Below are 14,408 nucleotides of genomic sequence, written 5' to 3'. Positions count from 1 at the left end.
CGGCGCATCATCGAACGCATGCTGGCCCTGCTCCGAAGCTTCTCCTGGCGTGAACTGCGCCACCACCCCTGGCGCAATGCCGCGGCCGTGGTGGCGGTGATGCTGGGCGTGGCACTGGCCTTCTCGGTGCAGCTCACCAATGCTTCCGCACTCGACGAATTTGCCAGCGCGGTGCGCTCGGTCAACGGCCAGCCCGACCTGGAGCTGCGCGCCGCGCAGGGCGGCTTCGACGAGCAGCTTTTCGCCCGCATCGCCACGCATCCGCAGGTGAAGCTGGCCAGCCCCGTGCTAGAGACGCAGGTGCAGCTGCTCGCCGGCACCACGCAGCGCGTGCCGCTTCGGGTGCTTGGCGTGGACAGCCTGGTGCTGCCGGAGATCGCGCCCGCGCTGATGCCGCAGGCGGCCGAGGGTGTGGACCGCCTGGCGCTGTTCTCGCCGGGCCAGGTCTTTCTCAACGCCGCAGCCCGCTCTGCAGCAGGCACCGATGCGCGCGACGTCCGCATCCAGGCCGGCACACAGACGCACAGCCTCGCCGTGGCCGGCAGCGTGGCGGCCGGTGGCGGCGCGCTCGCGGTGATGGACATCGGCGCGGCGCAGGACCTGTTCGGCCGCATCGGGCAGCTCAGCCGCATCGACATCCGCCTGCAGCCCGGGGTGGACCGCGCGGCCTTCGCGCGCTCGCTGGACCAGTCGGCCGGCTGGCCCAGCGGCTTGCGCCTGGTCGAGCCGGGCGACGCGGCGCAACGGGTCAGCAATCTTTCGCGTGCCTACCGCGTCAACCTCACGGTGCTGGCGCTGGTCGCGCTGTTCACGGGCGCCTTCCTGGTGTTCTCGGTGCTCTCGCTGGGCGTGGCCAAGCGGGCGCAGCAGTTCGCGCTGCTGGGCGTGCTGGGCCTCACACCGCGCCAGCGCCTGCAACTCATCCTGCTGGAATCGGGTGTGCTGGGGCTGGCGGGCAGCCTGGCCGGCATCGCGCTGGGCACGGCCCTGGCCTCGCTGGCACTGCGCCTGCTCAGCGGTGACCTGGGTGGCGGGTACTTCCCGGGCGTGGCGCCTTCGCTGCACTGGAGCCATGGGGCCGCCTTGCTCTACGCCGCGCTGGGCCTCGCGGCAGCGCTGGTCGGCGGCTTGTGGCCGGCACGCGCGGCGCAGGCCATGCCCGAGGCGAGCACGCTCAAGGGACTGGGCGCCACCGGCACGGCGCCCGGCACGGCCCTCACCCGCTGGATGGGGCTGGCGCTGATGGTGGCGGGCGCGCTGCTGGCCCTGGCGCCGCCGATCTTCGGCGTGCCCATCGCGGCCTACCTCGCGGTGGGACTGCTGCTGGTGGGCGGCATCACCACCTTGCCGGTGCTGATCGGCGCGCTCTACGACCGGCTCGCGCGCGCGGCCTCGCGCAGCGTGCTGCCCATGCTGGCGGTGGAGCGCGCACGCCGCATGCGCGGCAACGCAGCCGTTGCAGTGAGCGGCGTGGTGGCCGCACTCAGCCTGGCGGTGGCGCTCACGGTGATGGTGGCGAGCTTTCGCGAATCTGTATCGCGCTGGCTGGACGCGGTGCTGCCCGCGCAACTCTACGCGCGTACCGCCGGCAGCGGCAACAGCGCGGCAGGCGCCCTGGATTCAGCCTCCTTCGAGCCCGACTTCGTGCAGGCCGTCGCGCAGGTGCCTGGCGTGAAGAGCGTGGGCACGCTGCGCACGCGGGCGCTGCTGCTCGACAGCAGCCGACCCGCGCTCACGCTCATCTCGCGCAGCTTCGACAACGGCGATCCGGCGCGCAGCCTGCCGCTGGTGGGCGAGGCGGTTGCGGTGCCGCCGGGGGACATCGGCATCTATGTGAGCGAGGCCGTCGTGGACCTGTATGGCGCCAAGCCCGGCCAGACCTTCGAGCCGCTGACGCGCGCCTTCGCGGCCGAGGGCACGACGGCGCCGCGCTTCTTCGTGGCCGGCGTGTGGCGCGACTACGTGCGGCAGTTCGGCGCCATCACCATGGATTCGCGCGACTTCGAGCGCCTCACTGGCGAGCGGGGCGTGAGCGACATCTCGCTGCAGCTTGCGCCGGGCACGCAGGAAGGCGAGGTGCAGACGGCGATCCGGGCGCTGGCGCAGCAGCGCCTGGGCAGCGGCGAGTTGGTGGAGTTCGCCTCGGTAGGTGCCATCCGCGCCAACTCGCTGCGCATCTTCGACCGCAGCTTTGCCGTGACTTACTGGCTGCAGGCGGTGGCCATCGCCATCGGCCTGTTCGGCATCGCGGCCAGTTTCAGCGCGCAGGTGCTGGCGCGGCGCAAGGAGTTCGGCCTGCTCGCGCACCTGGGCTTCACCCGTGGCCAGATCCTGCGCGTGGTGGCGGGCGAAGGCATGGCGTGGACTGCCATCGGCGCGCTTGCGGGCCTGTCTCTGGGGCTGGGGGTGGCGCTGATCCTGGTGCACGTGGTCAACCCGCAGAGCTTTCACTGGACCATGGACCTGATGATCCCCTGGCTGCGCCTGTCGCTGCTGTGCGCTGCGGTGCTGGTGGCCGGCACGCTCACCGCCTGGCTGGCCGGGCGCGCGGCCGCGGGGCGCGACGCGGTGATGGCGGTGAAGGAGGACTGGTGAGATGAGCGCGATCCAAAGACGCGCCCTCCTGCTGGCCGCACTGGCCGCGCCGGCAGGCCGCGCGCTCGCCGACACCTCGATGCCGGACCTGCGCCCGCTGCGCTTTCCCCGCGACTTCGGCAGCCACCCGGACTGGCGTACCGAGTGGTGGTACATCACCGGCCACGCCGAGGCGCCCGATGCGGGCGGCGGCACGCGCAGCTTCGGCTTCCAGGTGACCTTCTTCCGCTCGCGCATCGACGCGGCGAAGGACCTGCGCTCGGCCTTCGCCGCCCGCCAGGTCGTCTTCGCACATGCGGCGCTGACCGACCTGAAGGGGCGCCACCTGTGGCACGACCAGCGCATCGCGCGCGCCGGCATGGGCGTGGCCTTTGCATCGGAAGGCGACACCGACGTCCGCTTGCGCGACTGGTCGCTCAAGCGCCAGCCCGGGGGCAGCTATGCGGCCCGCGTCGGCGCCGCCGACTTCTCGCTCTCGCTGGATATCACGCCCTCGCAGGCCGTGCTGCTGCAGGGCGACGCGGGCCTGTCACGCAAGGGCGCCGATCCCCGCGAGGCCAGCTACTACTACAGCGAACCGCAGTTGCAGGTGCAGGGCCGTGTCGGATTCCAGGGTCAGGAAATCACCGTCAGGCAGGGCCGCGCTTGGCTGGACCACGAATGGAGCGAGACCATCATGTCGGCGCAGGCGGTGGGCTGGGACTGGATCGGCATGAATTTGCACGACGGCAGTGCCCTCACCGCCTTCCGCCTGCGCGACCGCAGCGGGCAGGCGCTGTGGGCCGGCGGCTCCTGGCGCAGCAAGGGCGGCGAGCTGCGCGTGTTCTCGCAGGACGATGTGCGCTTCGAGCCCGTGCGCCGCTGGACCAGCCCGTCATCGCGCGCTACCTACCCGGTCGAATGGACGCTGGCGACGCCCGCCGGAAAGTTCACGGTGCGTTCACTGCTCGACGACCAGGAACTGGACAGCCGGGGCTCCACCGGCACCATCTACTGGGAAGGCGTGAGCGACCTGCTCGACGAGCGCGGGCAGCCCTTGGGCCGCGGCTACCTGGAGATGACGGGCTACGCGTCGGCGCTGAAGCTCTAGCCTCGGCGCGAGGCTCGCGTGCGGCCGAACCAGCGCGGTACCCGCCTTGCGTACGCCGCCCACTGCTCGCCGTGCGTGCTTGCCAGCCACGGCTCCTCGCCCCACACGACACGAAAGTGGAAGGCCGTAGCCACGATGAGCGCATAGCCGAAGAGCGCGCGCGCGCCAAAGCTGATCGCCCAGCCCAGCAGCACCAGCACGACCGAGACATACATGGGATTGCGGCTGAAGCGGTACAGCCCCCGCACCACCAGCTTCTGCGGCGGTGCCCAGGGCGCCAGCGTGCCCTTGCCCAGCACGTAGAAGTCCCGCACGCACCACAGCAGGCCGACGACGCCCGTCAGGCAGACCGGCAAGCCCCAGGGATGCGCCAGCTGCCATTCCTGGTGAAGCCACAGCCAGCCGGCTGGAATCGCGAAGGCCACCAGCGCCGGCATGGCCAGGAAGGCGAGGAGCGCCTGCCAGAACATGGCCGGAGCTTCAGGGCAACTGGTACTCGAACGTGTAGAGATGCCGGCCGTCCACGATCTGCAGCCTGAAGCTGCCCGACAAGCCGGCCAGCTCGCCGGTGCCTGAGTCGGGAACGACCGTGATCGACAACTGTTGCGCCCCACGCGTCATGGTGCCGGTGTGCTGGAACACGAAACTGCCCTGCTTGCCGTGCAGCGTGCCGGTGATGCGCTCGATGGCCACGTAGCCGGCCGAACCCTGCACCGGCGTCATGGCCGTGAGCATTTGCCCCTGGCCGGTGGCCACCAGGTCGCCCTCGAAGCGCTTGTCCAGCGACAGGCGCCCCAGACTGACGCCATCGGCCGCTGCCGGATCGGCTTGCGGCTTGATCTCCGCGTTGAAGCTGCCCTCTGCCACCACAGTCGTCATGCGCCCACTCCACGAAGGAAAGGGCGCACTGTAGACGCTGGCCGCGCCCGGGGCAATGAGCTGCAGAAGCTCAACGGCGGCCGCGATGCCGGTCGACGAATGCGATCACCTCGCCCATCACGCCGCGCCTGAAGGCCAGCACGCAGATGACGAAGATCAGGCCCGTGACCATGGTCACCGACTCGCCCAGCGTGTTGAACCAGTCCACGGTGGTGATGCGCGCCAGCAGATGGCCGAGTTCGCCGATCTTGTTCTCCAGCGCCACCACGATGGCGGCGCCGACGATGGGCCCCGACAGCGTGCCCAGGCCGCCCAGCAATGTCATCAGGATCACCGATCCCGACGAGGACCAGTGCACGTCGGTCAGCGTCGCAAAGCCCAGCACCAGGGTCTTGAGCGAACCTGCCAGCCCCGAGAGCGCGGCCGAGATCACGAAGGCCAGCAGCTTGAAGCGCGAGACGTCGTAGCCGAGCGAAAGGGCGCGCGGCTCGTTCTCCTTGATGCCCTTGAGCACCTGGCCGAAGGGCGAGTGGATGGTGCGAGCGATGACCAGGAAGGCCGCGACCACGACCACCAGCGTCACGTAGTACATCGTGAGGTCGTTGGCGAGGTCGATCACGCCGAAGAGCTTGCCGCGCGGCACGGCCTGCAGGCCGTCCTCGCCACCGGTGAACTTGGCCTGCAGCGCGACGAAGAAGACCATCTGCGCCAGCGCCAGGGTGATCATGGCGAAGTAGATGCCCTGGCGGCGGATGGCCAGCACGCCGAACAGCCAGCCCAGCAGCGCACCGGTGGCGGTGCCCAGCAGCAGGCCCAGCTCGGGCGTGAGGCCCCAGATCTTCATCGCGTGGCCGGCCACGTAGGCCGAGCCGCCCAGGAAGGCCGCATGGCCGAAGGACAGCAGGCCGGTGAAGCCCAGCAGCAGGTTGAAGGCGCAGGCGAAGAGCGCGAAGCACAACAGCTTCATCACGAACACCGGGTAGGCGCCGGCGAAGGGCGCCAGCACCAGGGCGAGAAGAAGAAGCAGGTAAAGCGGGATGGCGTAGCGGTTGTTCATCGTGCCGGCCTTATTTTTCTTTGCCGAACAGACCGGCCGGCCGGATCAGCAGCACGATGACCATGATCACGAACACCACGGTGGAAGATGCCTCGGGGTAGAACACCTTGGTGAAGCCCTCGATGACGCCCAGCCCGAGGCCGGTGAGGATGGCGCCCAGGATCGAGCCCATGCCGCCGATCACCACCACCGCGAACACCACGATGATCAGGTTCTGCCCCATGAGCGGCGAGATCTGGATCACCGGCGCCGCCAGCACGCCCGCGAAGGCAGCCAGCGCCACGCCGAAGCCGTAGGTCAGCGTGATCATCAGCGGCACGTTGACGCCGAAGGCCTCGACCAGGCGCGGGTTCTCGGTGCCGGCGCGCAGGTAGGCACCGATGCGCGTCTTCTCGATCAGGAACCAGGTGGCGAAGCACACCACCAGCGAAGCCACCACCACCCAGGCGCGGTAGTTGGGCAGCACCATGAAGCCCAGGTTGGTGGCGCTGTTGAGCGGCTCGGGCGTGTCATAGGCGAGGCCCGAGACGCCGTAGATCGAGCGCAGCACGCCCTCGATCAGCAATGTGAGGCCCAGCGTGAGCAGGAGGCCGTAGAGGTGGTCCAGCTTGTAGATCCAGCGCAGCAGCAGCCGCTCGATCAGCATGCCGAACACACCCACGATCACTGGCGCCACCACCAGCATCACCCAGTAGTTCACCTCGAAGTAGTTCATCCCCATCCACGTCAGCACGGCGCCGAACATGAACAGCGCCCCGTGTGCGAAGTTGATGACGTTGAGCAGGCCGAAGATCACCGCCAGCCCCAGGCTCAGGATCGCGTAGAACGAGCCGTTGACCAGCCCCAGGAGGAGCTGGCTGAGCAAGGCGGGCATGGAGATGGACATAGGGTGGTGGCAGCGCGGTTCAGGTTCTAGTGGAGGGTCGCGATCACTTCCAGAGCGCGCACTTGCTGTCGGCCTTGGCCGTGTAGACCTGTTCGCCCGGCAGGGTCTTGACCACCTTCAGGTAGTCCCAGGGCTTCTTGGATTCGGCGGGCTTCTTCACCTCGACCAGGTACATGTCGTGCACGAATCGGCCGTCGGCACGCACGCTGCCCTTGGCGTAGAAATCGCTGATCGGGGTCTTCTTGATCTGCTCCATTACCTTGTCGGCGTCGGTGGTCTTGGCCGCCGCCACCGCCTTGAGGTACGTCATGGTGGCCGAGTAGTCGGCGGCCTGCACGTCGGTGGGCATGCGCTTGGTCTTGTCGAAGAAGCGTGCGGACCACTTGCGGGTGTCGTCGTTCAGGTCCCAGTACCAGCTGGTGGTGTGCAGCAGGCCTTCGGTGTTCTTCAGGCCCAGGCTGTGGATGTCCGAGAGGAACACCAGCAGGCCGGCGGTCTTCATCGTCTTGTCGATGCCGAATTCCTTGGCGGCCTTGATCGAGTTGATGGTGTCGCCACCCGCGTTGGCCAGGCCCAGGATCTGCGCCTTGGAGTTCTGCGCCTGCAGCAGGAAGGACGAGAAGTCGGAGGCATTGAGCGGCGTGCGCACTGCGCCCACCACCGTGCCGCCCTTCTCCTTGATCACCTTGGTGGTGTCGGCTTCCAGCGCGTGGCCGAAGGCATAGTCGGCGGTCAGGAAGAACCAGCTCTTGCCGCCCTGGTCGACCACCGCGGCGCCGGTGCCCTTGGCCAGGGCCACCGTGTCGTAGGCGTAGTGGACGGTGTAGGGGCTGCACTGCTCGTTGGTCAGTGCCGAGGACGCGGCGCCGTTGTTGAAGTAGACGCGCTTCTTCTCCTGCGCGACCTTGGCCATGGCCAGCGCGGTGCCGGAGTTGGTGCCGCCGAACACCATGGTCAGGCCCGCGGTGTCGATCCACTCGCGCGCCTTGGAGGCAGCGATGTCGGCCTTGTTCTGGTGGTCGGCCGACATCAGCTCGATCGGCTGGCCCAGCGCCTTGCCGCCGAAGTCGTCGATGGCCATCTGGATGGCCAGGGCGCCGTTCTTGCCCTCGACGTCCGAGTACAGGCTGGACATGTCGGTGATCAGGCCGATCTTGACCTTTTCCTGCGCCTGCGCGCCCGCAGCCAGGGTGAGTGCCATGGCGGCCAGCGCAATGGAAGTGAGTCGGGTATTCATTTGAAAAGTCTCCTTCAAGGTTGACGAACTCCGGGGCCTGTTGTCCGGCCCTAAACCCCTAGCAACTCGTTGAGCACGGACATCTTGGCCTGCAGTTCGGAGGCCGCGAAGGCCTCGACCACGCGGCCGTGCTCCATGACGTAGAAACGGTCGGCCAGCGGCGCGGCGAAGCGGAAGTTCTGCTCCACCATCAGCACCGTGTAGCCCTTGGCGCGCAGCATGGTGATCATGCGGGCCAGCGCCTGCACGATGACCGGCGCCAGGCCTTCGGAAATCTCGTCCAGCAGCAGCAGCTTGGCGCCGGTGCGCAGGATGCGGGCCACGGCCAGCATCTGCTGCTCACCGCCCGACAGGCGCGTGCCCTGGCTGTGGCGGCGCTCGGCCAGGTTCGGAAACATGGCGTAGATCTCTTCCACGCTCATGCCCGGCCCGGCGCCCTTGATGGGCGGCGGCAGCATCAGGTTCTCCTCGGCCGAGAGGCTAGCGAAGATGCCGCGCTCTTCCGGGCAGTAGCCGATGCCGAAGTGCGCGATGCGGTGCGTGGGCAGGCCGATGGTCTCGTGGCCGTCGACCTTGATGCTGCCCTTGCGCGTGCCGGTCAGGCCCAGGATGGCGCGCATGGTGGTCGTGCGGCCGGCGCCGTTGCGGCCCAGCAGCGTGACCACCTCGCCGGGTTGCACCACCAGGTCGACGCCGTGAAGCACGTGCGATTCGCCGTACCAGGCGTGCAGGTTCTTGATTTCCAGCGCGGGGACCGCCATGTCAGTGCGCCCCTTGGAGTTGGCCGTCGGTGGTGCCCATGTAGGCCTCCATCACCTGCGGGTTCTTCGAGACTTCGCTGTAGGGCCCCTCTGCCAGCACCGCGCCGCGCTGCAGCACGGTGATGGTGTCGGCGATGGTGGAGACCACGCCCATGTTGTGCTCCACCATGAGGATGGTGCGGCCGGCCGACACGCGCTTGATGAGCTGCGCCACGCGATGCACGTCCTCGTGACCCATGCCCTGGGTGGGCTCGTCCAGCAGCATCAGCTCGGGCTCCATGGCCAGGGTGGTGGCGATCTCCAGCGCGCGCTTGCGGCCGTAGGGCAGGTTCACGGTCAGCTCGTCGGCCAGCTCCTGCAGGCCCACCTCGGCCAGCAGCGCGCGGGCGCGTTCGTCGAGCGGCTTGAGCGACTTCTCGCTCTTCCAGAAGTGGTAGCTGGTACCCAGGCTGCGCTGCAGGCCCAGGCGCACGTTCTCCAGCAGCGTGAGGTGCGGGAACACGGCCGAGATCTGGAAGGAGCGGATGATGCCGCGCCGCGCAATCTGCGCCGGGCGCTCGCGGGTGATGTCCTGGCCGTTGAAGAGGATGGTGCCCGCCGTGGGCTCCAGGAACTTGGTCAACAGGTTGAAGCAGGTCGTCTTGCCTGCGCCATTGGGCCCGATGAGCGCGTGGATGGAGCCGCGCTGCACCGACAGATTCACGTTGCTGACCGCTGTGAAGCCCTTGAATTCCTTGGTGAGCTGGCGCGTCTCGAGGATGGCGTCGCTCATCTGGAGCGACCACCCGGAAGCATTGGCGGAGGTTGAATCATGCGGCTGGTGTCGGACGCGCCAAACAACAGGCGCCCGCTCATTCTTGGCAGCCGCTCCTGAATTTCCTACTGGGGCAAATGCCTATGCTGCAGTGCAACCGCAGCCGCCGCCCTGCCCGGGGACGGTGCAGGGCGCGCGCCGCCATGGGCGCGCCCTGCCCGATGCAGGCGTCAGTGCGCGCCTGCTGCGGCGTCCGCGCCGGAGCCGCCGCGCTGCGGCTTGGACAGCCACACCAGCGGGATCAGCATGATGAACAGCACCGCCGACGCGTAGAAGATGTCGGAGGTGGCCAGCATGAAGGCCTGCTGGTCGACCATGCGGTTGATCTGCGCCAGCACCTGGTCGGCGCTGAAGCCGCTTGCGCCCAGGCCGGAGATGGCGCTGGTCGCCGCACTGCTGCCCTGATGCACCGATTCGACCAGTTGCGCATGGTGCAACGTGGCACGGTTCTCCCACAGGGTGGTGGTCACCGAGGTGCCGATGGCACCGCCGGTGATGCGCAGGAAGTTCGACAGGCCCGACGCCGCCGGGATGCGGTCGGGCGTGAGCCCGGACAGCGTGATGGTCACCAGCGGAATGAAGAAGAAGGCCATCGCGATGCCCTGGATCACCGTCGGGATCATGATCGTGGTGAAGTCGGCCTGGGTGTTGAAATGCGAGCGCATCAACAGGACCACCGCGAACACGATGAAGGAGAAGGTCGCGTAGCGGCGCGGATCCACCTTGCCCACCGTGAGCCCCACGATCGGCGACAGCACGATGGCCAGCAGGCCCACCGGCGCCATCGCCATGCCCGCCTGGGTGGCGGTGTAGCCCATGTACTGCTGCAGCCACAGCGGCAGCAGCACGATGTTGCCGAAGAACAGGCCGTAGGCGACGGCGGTCGCCACCGCGGCGGTCCAGAAGTTGCGCCGCTTGAACAGCGACAGGTCCACCACCGGGTGCTTCTCGGTGAGTTCCCACACCAGGAAGAAGGCAAAGCCCACCACGGCGGTCACGCCCAGGATCACGATCTCGGCCGAGTGGAACCAGTCCAGCTCCTTGCCCTTGTCGAGCATCAGTTGCAGCGAGCCCACCCACAGCACCAGAAGCGCCAGGCCGATGGCGTCGATCGGCACCTTGCGCACCACGCTCTCACGCTCGCGGTAGATGCCCCAGGTGATGAGCGCCGCCAGGATGCCCACCGGGATGTTGATGTAGAAGATCCAGGGCCAGGAGATGTTGTCGGTGATCCAGCCGCCCAGGAGCGGCCCCATCACCGGCGCGACCAGCGTGGTCATGGACCACAGCGCCATCGCCAGCCCCGCCTTGGCGCGCGGGTAGCTCGACAGCAGCAGCGTCTGCGACAGCGGGATCATCGGACCGGCCACGAAACCCTGCAGTGCGCGGAAGGCGATCAGGGTGCTCATGTTGGGCGCCAGGCCGCACAGCCAGGACGTGATCACGAACAGCAGCACGCTGGTCGTGAACAGGCGCACCTGCCCGAAGCGCTGCGTCAGGAAACCGGTGAGTGGCACCGCGATGGCGTTGGCCACCGCGAAGCTGGTGATGACCCAGGTGCCCTGGGTGGCGCTCACGCCGAGGTCGCCCGCGATCGCCGGCAGCGACACGTTGGCGATCGACGAATCGAGCACGTTCATGAAGGTCGCGGCGGACAAGGCCACCGTGCCCCAGATGCGCGCCGAGCCTTCCAGCGGCGGCGGCGGCGTGTACGCGGTTGCGGACGACATTCAGGACTGCGCCGAAAAGGAAAACGCGATCAGGACGGATTGGCGTGCGTGGCTGGCGCATGGCCGCCGTTGCGCGCGGCAGGCGCAGACGTGGCCTTGGCACCATTGGCCGCACTGCCGAGGTTGGCGGCGATGATGCGCTGCACCTCGGCGTCGGCGCCCGAGTCGAGCGAGCTGTAGACATGCGTCTGCGACAGGGCATTGCCGCGCGGCGCATCGGCCAGCATCTTGCCGTCCTGGTTCGACACGTCGACCACGGCGTCCATCGACAGGCCCACGCGCAGCGGGTTCGTCTTGAGCTGCTCGGCGTCCAGCGCGATGCGCACCGGCACGCGCTGCACCACCTTGATCCAGTTGCCGGTGGCGTTCTGCGCCGGCAGCAGCGCGAAGGCGGCGCCGGTGCCCACGCCCATGCCTTCCACCTTGCCGGTGTACTCGACCTTGGTGCCATAGACGTCGGCCGTCAGCTTGACGGGCTGGCCCAGGCGGATCTTGCGCAGCTGCACTTCCTTGAAGTTGGCATCCACCCACACCTGGCTGAGCGGCACCACCGACATCATCGGCGTGCCGGCCGCCACGCGCTGGCCCAGCTGCACGGTGCGCCTGGCCACGTAGCCGTCCACCGGCGCGGGAATGTCGACGCGCTGGGTGGCCAGGTAGGCCTCGCGCACCTTGGCGGCGGCGGCCTTCACGCTCGGGTGCTCCTGCACGCTGGTGCCTTCGGTCAGCGACTGGTTGCTGGCCAGTTGCTCCTTGGCCGCGGTGACGCCGGCCTGTGCGGCAGCGAGCGCGCTCTGCGCGTTCGACAGGGCCGTCTCGGCGTGGTTGAGCTCTTCCTTCGACACCGCGCCGTTGCCCGACAGGGCCTTGCGGCGCTGCAGGTCGTCGGCGGCGCGGGCGATGTCGGCCTTGGCCTTGACGATGTCCGATTCGCGCAGCGCCACCTGGGCCGCCAGCGAGCCGTTGTTGAGATAGAGCGTGCGAACCTGGCGCACCGATTGCGCGAGCGCGGCCTCGGACTGCTCCAGCGCGACCTTGGCATCGGCCGGGTCGAGCTTGACCAGCGACTGGCCGGTCTTCACGAAGTCGGTGTCGTCCGCGCCGATGCCCATCACCGTGCCGGCGATCTGCGGCGTGATCTGGATCACGTTGCCCTGCACGTAGGCGTTGTCGGTGGACTCGTAATGGCTGGCCACCAGCCATTCGTAGGCGCCCCAGCCCGCGCCCGCCACGACGACGACGGCCGCCAGCGTGGTGAGGGCCTTGCGGCGCTTGCCGTTGCCGGCCGGTTGCTCGGAAGTGGCAGGGGCGGCGCCTTGCGCCGGAGTGTTTTGCTCGCTCATGGTGTGGTTCTTTCCTTGCCCGAAAGCGCCGCCGTGTCGGCGGACGCCTGGTAGCCGCCGCCCAGGGCATGGGCGAGGCCGACTTGGGTATCGAGTGCGCGCGAGGCCAGGTCGACCGCGTCGCGGCGCTGCAGCAGCACGTTGTTTTCTGCGGTGAGCACGTTCAGGTAGGTGCCCAGGCCGGCGCTGTAGCGCTGCACGGCGATGTCGTAGGCGCCCTCGGCCGCTTCCTGGCCTTCGCGCTGCTGCACCTGCTGGCGTGCGACCGATTGGATGGAGCTCACCTGGTCGGAGACGTCGCGAACGGCGTCGAGCACGGTGGTGTTGTAGCTCTCGATGGCCGCGTCCATGTCGGCGTTCTTGCCGCGCAGGTTGGCGCGCAGCTGGCCGCCTTCGAAGATCGGCAGGCGCACCGCCGGGCCGAGACTCCATAGGCGGCTGCCGGGCTTGAGCAGGTTGTCGAAACCCAGGCTCTGGTAGCCCGCGCTCGCGACCAGGTCGATGTTGGGATAGAAGAGCGTCTTGGCATAGGCCACGTCCTTCGTGGCCGCCTCCACGCGCCAGCGCGCGGCCACCACGTCGGGCCGCTGGCCCAGCAGGTCGGCCGGGATGTGCGCGGGCAGTTGCATCGGCTTGAAGCTGGCGAGTGCCGGCGGCGTGAACTTGTCGGTGGCGCCCGGCTGGCCCACGAGGGCGTCGAGCGCGTGCTTGTTCAGCGCGATCTGCTCGGCCAGCGACTCCATGCGCTGGCGCGCCTCGGGAATGCCCGATTCGCTCTGGCGCAATTCAAGGCGCGTATCCAGGCCGGCGGAGACGCGGTCGCGCACCAGCTTGAGCGTTTCCTGGCGCTGCTCCAGCGTGCGCTTGGCCACCGCCTGCAGGCTTTCGAGACGCGCCCACTGGATGTAGCCGCTGGCCACGCGGGTGGTCAGCAGCACACGTGCGGCATCGGCGTCGGCAACGGCGGCATTGGCGCCGCCGACGGCTGTCTCGATCGCAGCCTTGTTCTTGCCGAAGAAGTCCAGCTCCCAGCTGGCGCTGAGCTGGAGCGTGCCGGTGTTGACGCTGGCACCGCCCAGCGGTGCGGGATAGATGAAGTTCTCGCTGAAGCGCTGGCGCGTCAGGTCCAGGCCGGCGCCCACCTGCGGCAGGTCCGCCGACCTGGCGATCAGCACCGAGGACTGCGCCTTTGCCACGCGCGCCTGCGCTGCGGCCAGGTTGGGGTTGCCCTTGAGGGCCTGTTCGATCAGCGCATTGAGCTGCGCATCGCCGAAGCCGAGCCACCAGGTGGCGTCGATTCCGTTGTGGTCGACGTCGCTCACGCGCGGAGCGGCCGCCTGGGCCGACAGGCCCAGCGACTGCGCGTCGCGCATCTTCGAGTCGCCGGCGTGGATGCCGGACATGTCGGCGCAGCCAGCGAGGACGGCCAGTGCCAGCGAGGCGGCCAATGCCAGCCCACTTCGCGCGACGCGCGGGTGTTCAAGGCGTGCCGGGATCGTCATTCTTAGTTTCTCCACGGGCAGAGATGGTTTGGGCGTTGTCGAGGATGCGGCGCAGGTAGCCCTTGAGCTGCTCCCATTCCTCTTGTGTGAAGCCGGCCAGGTATTCGTTCTGGACAGCGGCCAGGTAGAAAGGAACATCCTTCGCAGCCGCGCGGCCTTCGTCGGTGAGCTCGATGTTCACCACCCGGCGGTCGGCCTGCGAGCGCACGCGGCGCACCAGGTCCTTGGCCTCGAGGCGGTCGAGAAGCCGGGTCATGGCACCGGTGTCGAGTTGGCACTCGCGTGCCAGTTCGGCCACCGTGGTGACGTGGCCCTGGCTCAGCTTGGCCAGGGGGATCCACTGCGGGAATGTCGGGCTGCCCGGCTCGCACAACCTGCCTTCCACCGTCTGGCTGATGGACGACAGGATGCGCTTCATCATGAAGCCGATGCTTTCTTCCGCGTGATAGCCCTCGCCGCGGTAGAACTTCACCGGCTTCGGTGCAGAGTCAGGATTGTTCCCATCAGTCATGAC

Annotated in this window: 13 protein-coding genes; 2 read left to right on the top strand and 11 right to left on the bottom strand. The window is 68.4% G+C overall.

The genetic code is table 11. From position 1 onward, the window contains the following. The first annotated feature begins 18 nt into the window (after nt 1-18). Together BM345_RS11905 and BM345_RS11900 are read left to right on the top strand one after the other, a co-directional pair. On the top strand, nt 19-2,595 hold the full coding sequence (locus tag BM345_RS11905; protein WP_093379683.1) for an ABC transporter permease: 2,577 nt from the start codon (nt 19-21) through the stop codon (nt 2,593-2,595). Between the two features lies 1 nt (nt 2,596). After that, a complete protein-coding gene (locus BM345_RS11900) occupies nt 2,597-3,685 on the top strand; it encodes a lipocalin-like domain-containing protein (RefSeq protein ID WP_093379680.1) in 1,089 nt (362 codons plus the stop codon). Here the strand turns inward: BM345_RS11900 and BM345_RS11895 are convergent. The 11 genes from BM345_RS11895 to BM345_RS11845 all read right to left on the bottom strand — a co-directional run bounded on the left by BM345_RS11895 (nt 3,682) and on the right by BM345_RS11845 (nt 14,405). Further along, nucleotides 3,682-4,155: a methyltransferase family protein gene (locus tag BM345_RS11895; RefSeq protein WP_093379677.1), complete on the bottom strand. Its 474-nt coding sequence runs from the start codon at nt 4,153-4,155 to the stop codon at nt 3,682-3,684. The genes BM345_RS11900 and BM345_RS11895 overlap by 4 nt on opposite strands. 10 nt (nt 4,156-4,165) lie before the next feature. Beyond that, a complete protein-coding gene (locus BM345_RS11890) occupies nt 4,166-4,564 on the bottom strand; it encodes a DUF3224 domain-containing protein (RefSeq protein ID WP_093379675.1) in 399 nt (132 codons plus the stop codon). A 70-nt stretch (nt 4,565-4,634) separates the two neighbouring features. Continuing rightward, nucleotides 4,635-5,621, bottom strand: coding sequence for a branched-chain amino acid ABC transporter permease (locus BM345_RS11885; protein ID WP_093379672.1), 987 nt, complete (start codon nt 5,619-5,621; stop codon nt 4,635-4,637). Between the two features lie 10 nt (nt 5,622-5,631). Next, nucleotides 5,632-6,507, bottom strand: coding sequence for a branched-chain amino acid ABC transporter permease (locus BM345_RS11880; protein ID WP_093379670.1), 876 nt, complete (start codon nt 6,505-6,507; stop codon nt 5,632-5,634). Between the two features lie 43 nt (nt 6,508-6,550). Continuing rightward, a complete protein-coding gene (locus BM345_RS11875) occupies nt 6,551-7,744 on the bottom strand; it encodes an ABC transporter substrate-binding protein (protein ID WP_093379667.1) in 1,194 nt (397 codons plus the stop codon). 50 nt (nt 7,745-7,794) lie between these two features. Beyond that, the gene (locus BM345_RS11870) at nt 7,795-8,505 is read right to left on the bottom strand and encodes an ABC transporter ATP-binding protein (RefSeq protein ID WP_093379663.1); all 711 of its coding nucleotides are present in this window, start codon (nt 8,503-8,505) and stop codon (nt 7,795-7,797) included. A gap of 1 nt (nt 8,506) precedes the next feature. Further along, nucleotides 8,507-9,277, bottom strand: coding sequence for an ABC transporter ATP-binding protein (locus BM345_RS11865; protein ID WP_093379661.1), 771 nt, complete (start codon nt 9,275-9,277; stop codon nt 8,507-8,509). 212 nt (nt 9,278-9,489) lie between these two features. Next, nucleotides 9,490-11,049: a DHA2 family efflux MFS transporter permease subunit gene (locus tag BM345_RS11860; RefSeq protein ID WP_093379658.1), complete on the bottom strand. Its 1,560-nt coding sequence runs from the start codon at nt 11,047-11,049 to the stop codon at nt 9,490-9,492. A 29-nt stretch (nt 11,050-11,078) separates the two neighbouring features. Further along, complete coding sequence (locus tag BM345_RS11855; RefSeq protein ID WP_093379656.1) at nt 11,079-12,392, bottom strand: HlyD/EmrA/EmrK family protein; 1,314 nt, start codon at nt 12,390-12,392, stop codon at nt 11,079-11,081. Next, complete coding sequence (locus BM345_RS11850; RefSeq protein ID WP_093379653.1) at nt 12,389-13,894, bottom strand: efflux transporter outer membrane subunit; 1,506 nt, start codon at nt 13,892-13,894, stop codon at nt 12,389-12,391. The genes BM345_RS11855 and BM345_RS11850 overlap by 4 nt, the downstream gene beginning before the upstream one ends. Beyond that, nucleotides 13,872-14,405: a MarR family winged helix-turn-helix transcriptional regulator gene (locus BM345_RS11845; RefSeq protein ID WP_093379650.1), complete on the bottom strand. Its 534-nt coding sequence runs from the start codon at nt 14,403-14,405 to the stop codon at nt 13,872-13,874. Before BM345_RS11845 ends, BM345_RS11850 begins: the two co-directional genes overlap by 23 nt. Nucleotides 14,406-14,408: the final 3 nt, after the last annotated feature.

The sequence above is a fragment of the Variovorax sp. OV329 genome (assembly GCF_900114785.1).
GTDB lineage: Bacteria > Pseudomonadota > Gammaproteobacteria > Burkholderiales > Burkholderiaceae_C > Variovorax.
The sequence above is the reverse complement of the archived record's forward strand: the minus strand, read 5'-3'. Positions and strand labels throughout refer to the sequence as shown.

What these genes read in the sequence shown, in the direction of transcription:
- BM345_RS11895 (WP_093379677.1), bottom strand. Translation starts at nt 4,155, where the DNA reads ATGTTCTGGCAGGCGCTCCTCGCCTTCCTGGCCATGCCGGCGCTGGTG.
- BM345_RS11870 (WP_093379663.1), bottom strand. Translation starts at nt 8,505, where the DNA reads ATGGCGGTCCCCGCGCTGGAAATCAAGAACCTGCACGCCTGGTACGGC.
- BM345_RS11860 (WP_093379658.1), bottom strand. Translation starts at nt 11,049, where the DNA reads ATGTCGTCCGCAACCGCGTACACGCCGCCGCCGCCGCTGGAAGGCTCG.
- BM345_RS11845 (WP_093379650.1), bottom strand. Translation starts at nt 14,405, where the DNA reads ATGACTGATGGGAACAATCCTGACTCTGCACCGAAGCCGGTGAAGTTC.
- BM345_RS11905 (WP_093379683.1), top strand. Translation starts at nt 19, where the DNA reads ATGCTGGCCCTGCTCCGAAGCTTCTCCTGGCGTGAACTGCGCCACCAC.
- BM345_RS11850 (WP_093379653.1), bottom strand. Translation starts at nt 13,894, where the DNA reads ATGACGATCCCGGCACGCCTTGAACACCCGCGCGTCGCGCGAAGTGGG.
- BM345_RS11855 (WP_093379656.1), bottom strand. Translation starts at nt 12,392, where the DNA reads ATGAGCGAGCAAAACACTCCGGCGCAAGGCGCCGCCCCTGCCACTTCC.
- BM345_RS11875 (WP_093379667.1), bottom strand. Translation starts at nt 7,744, where the DNA reads ATGAATACCCGACTCACTTCCATTGCGCTGGCCGCCATGGCACTCACC.
- BM345_RS11890 (WP_093379675.1), bottom strand. Translation starts at nt 4,564, where the DNA reads ATGACGACTGTGGTGGCAGAGGGCAGCTTCAACGCGGAGATCAAGCCG.
- BM345_RS11880 (WP_093379670.1), bottom strand. Translation starts at nt 6,507, where the DNA reads ATGTCCATCTCCATGCCCGCCTTGCTCAGCCAGCTCCTCCTGGGGCTG.
- BM345_RS11900 (WP_093379680.1), top strand. Translation starts at nt 2,597, where the DNA reads ATGAGCGCGATCCAAAGACGCGCCCTCCTGCTGGCCGCACTGGCCGCG.
- BM345_RS11865 (WP_093379661.1), bottom strand. Translation starts at nt 9,277, where the DNA reads ATGAGCGACGCCATCCTCGAGACGCGCCAGCTCACCAAGGAATTCAAG.
- BM345_RS11885 (WP_093379672.1), bottom strand. Translation starts at nt 5,621, where the DNA reads ATGAACAACCGCTACGCCATCCCGCTTTACCTGCTTCTTCTTCTCGCC.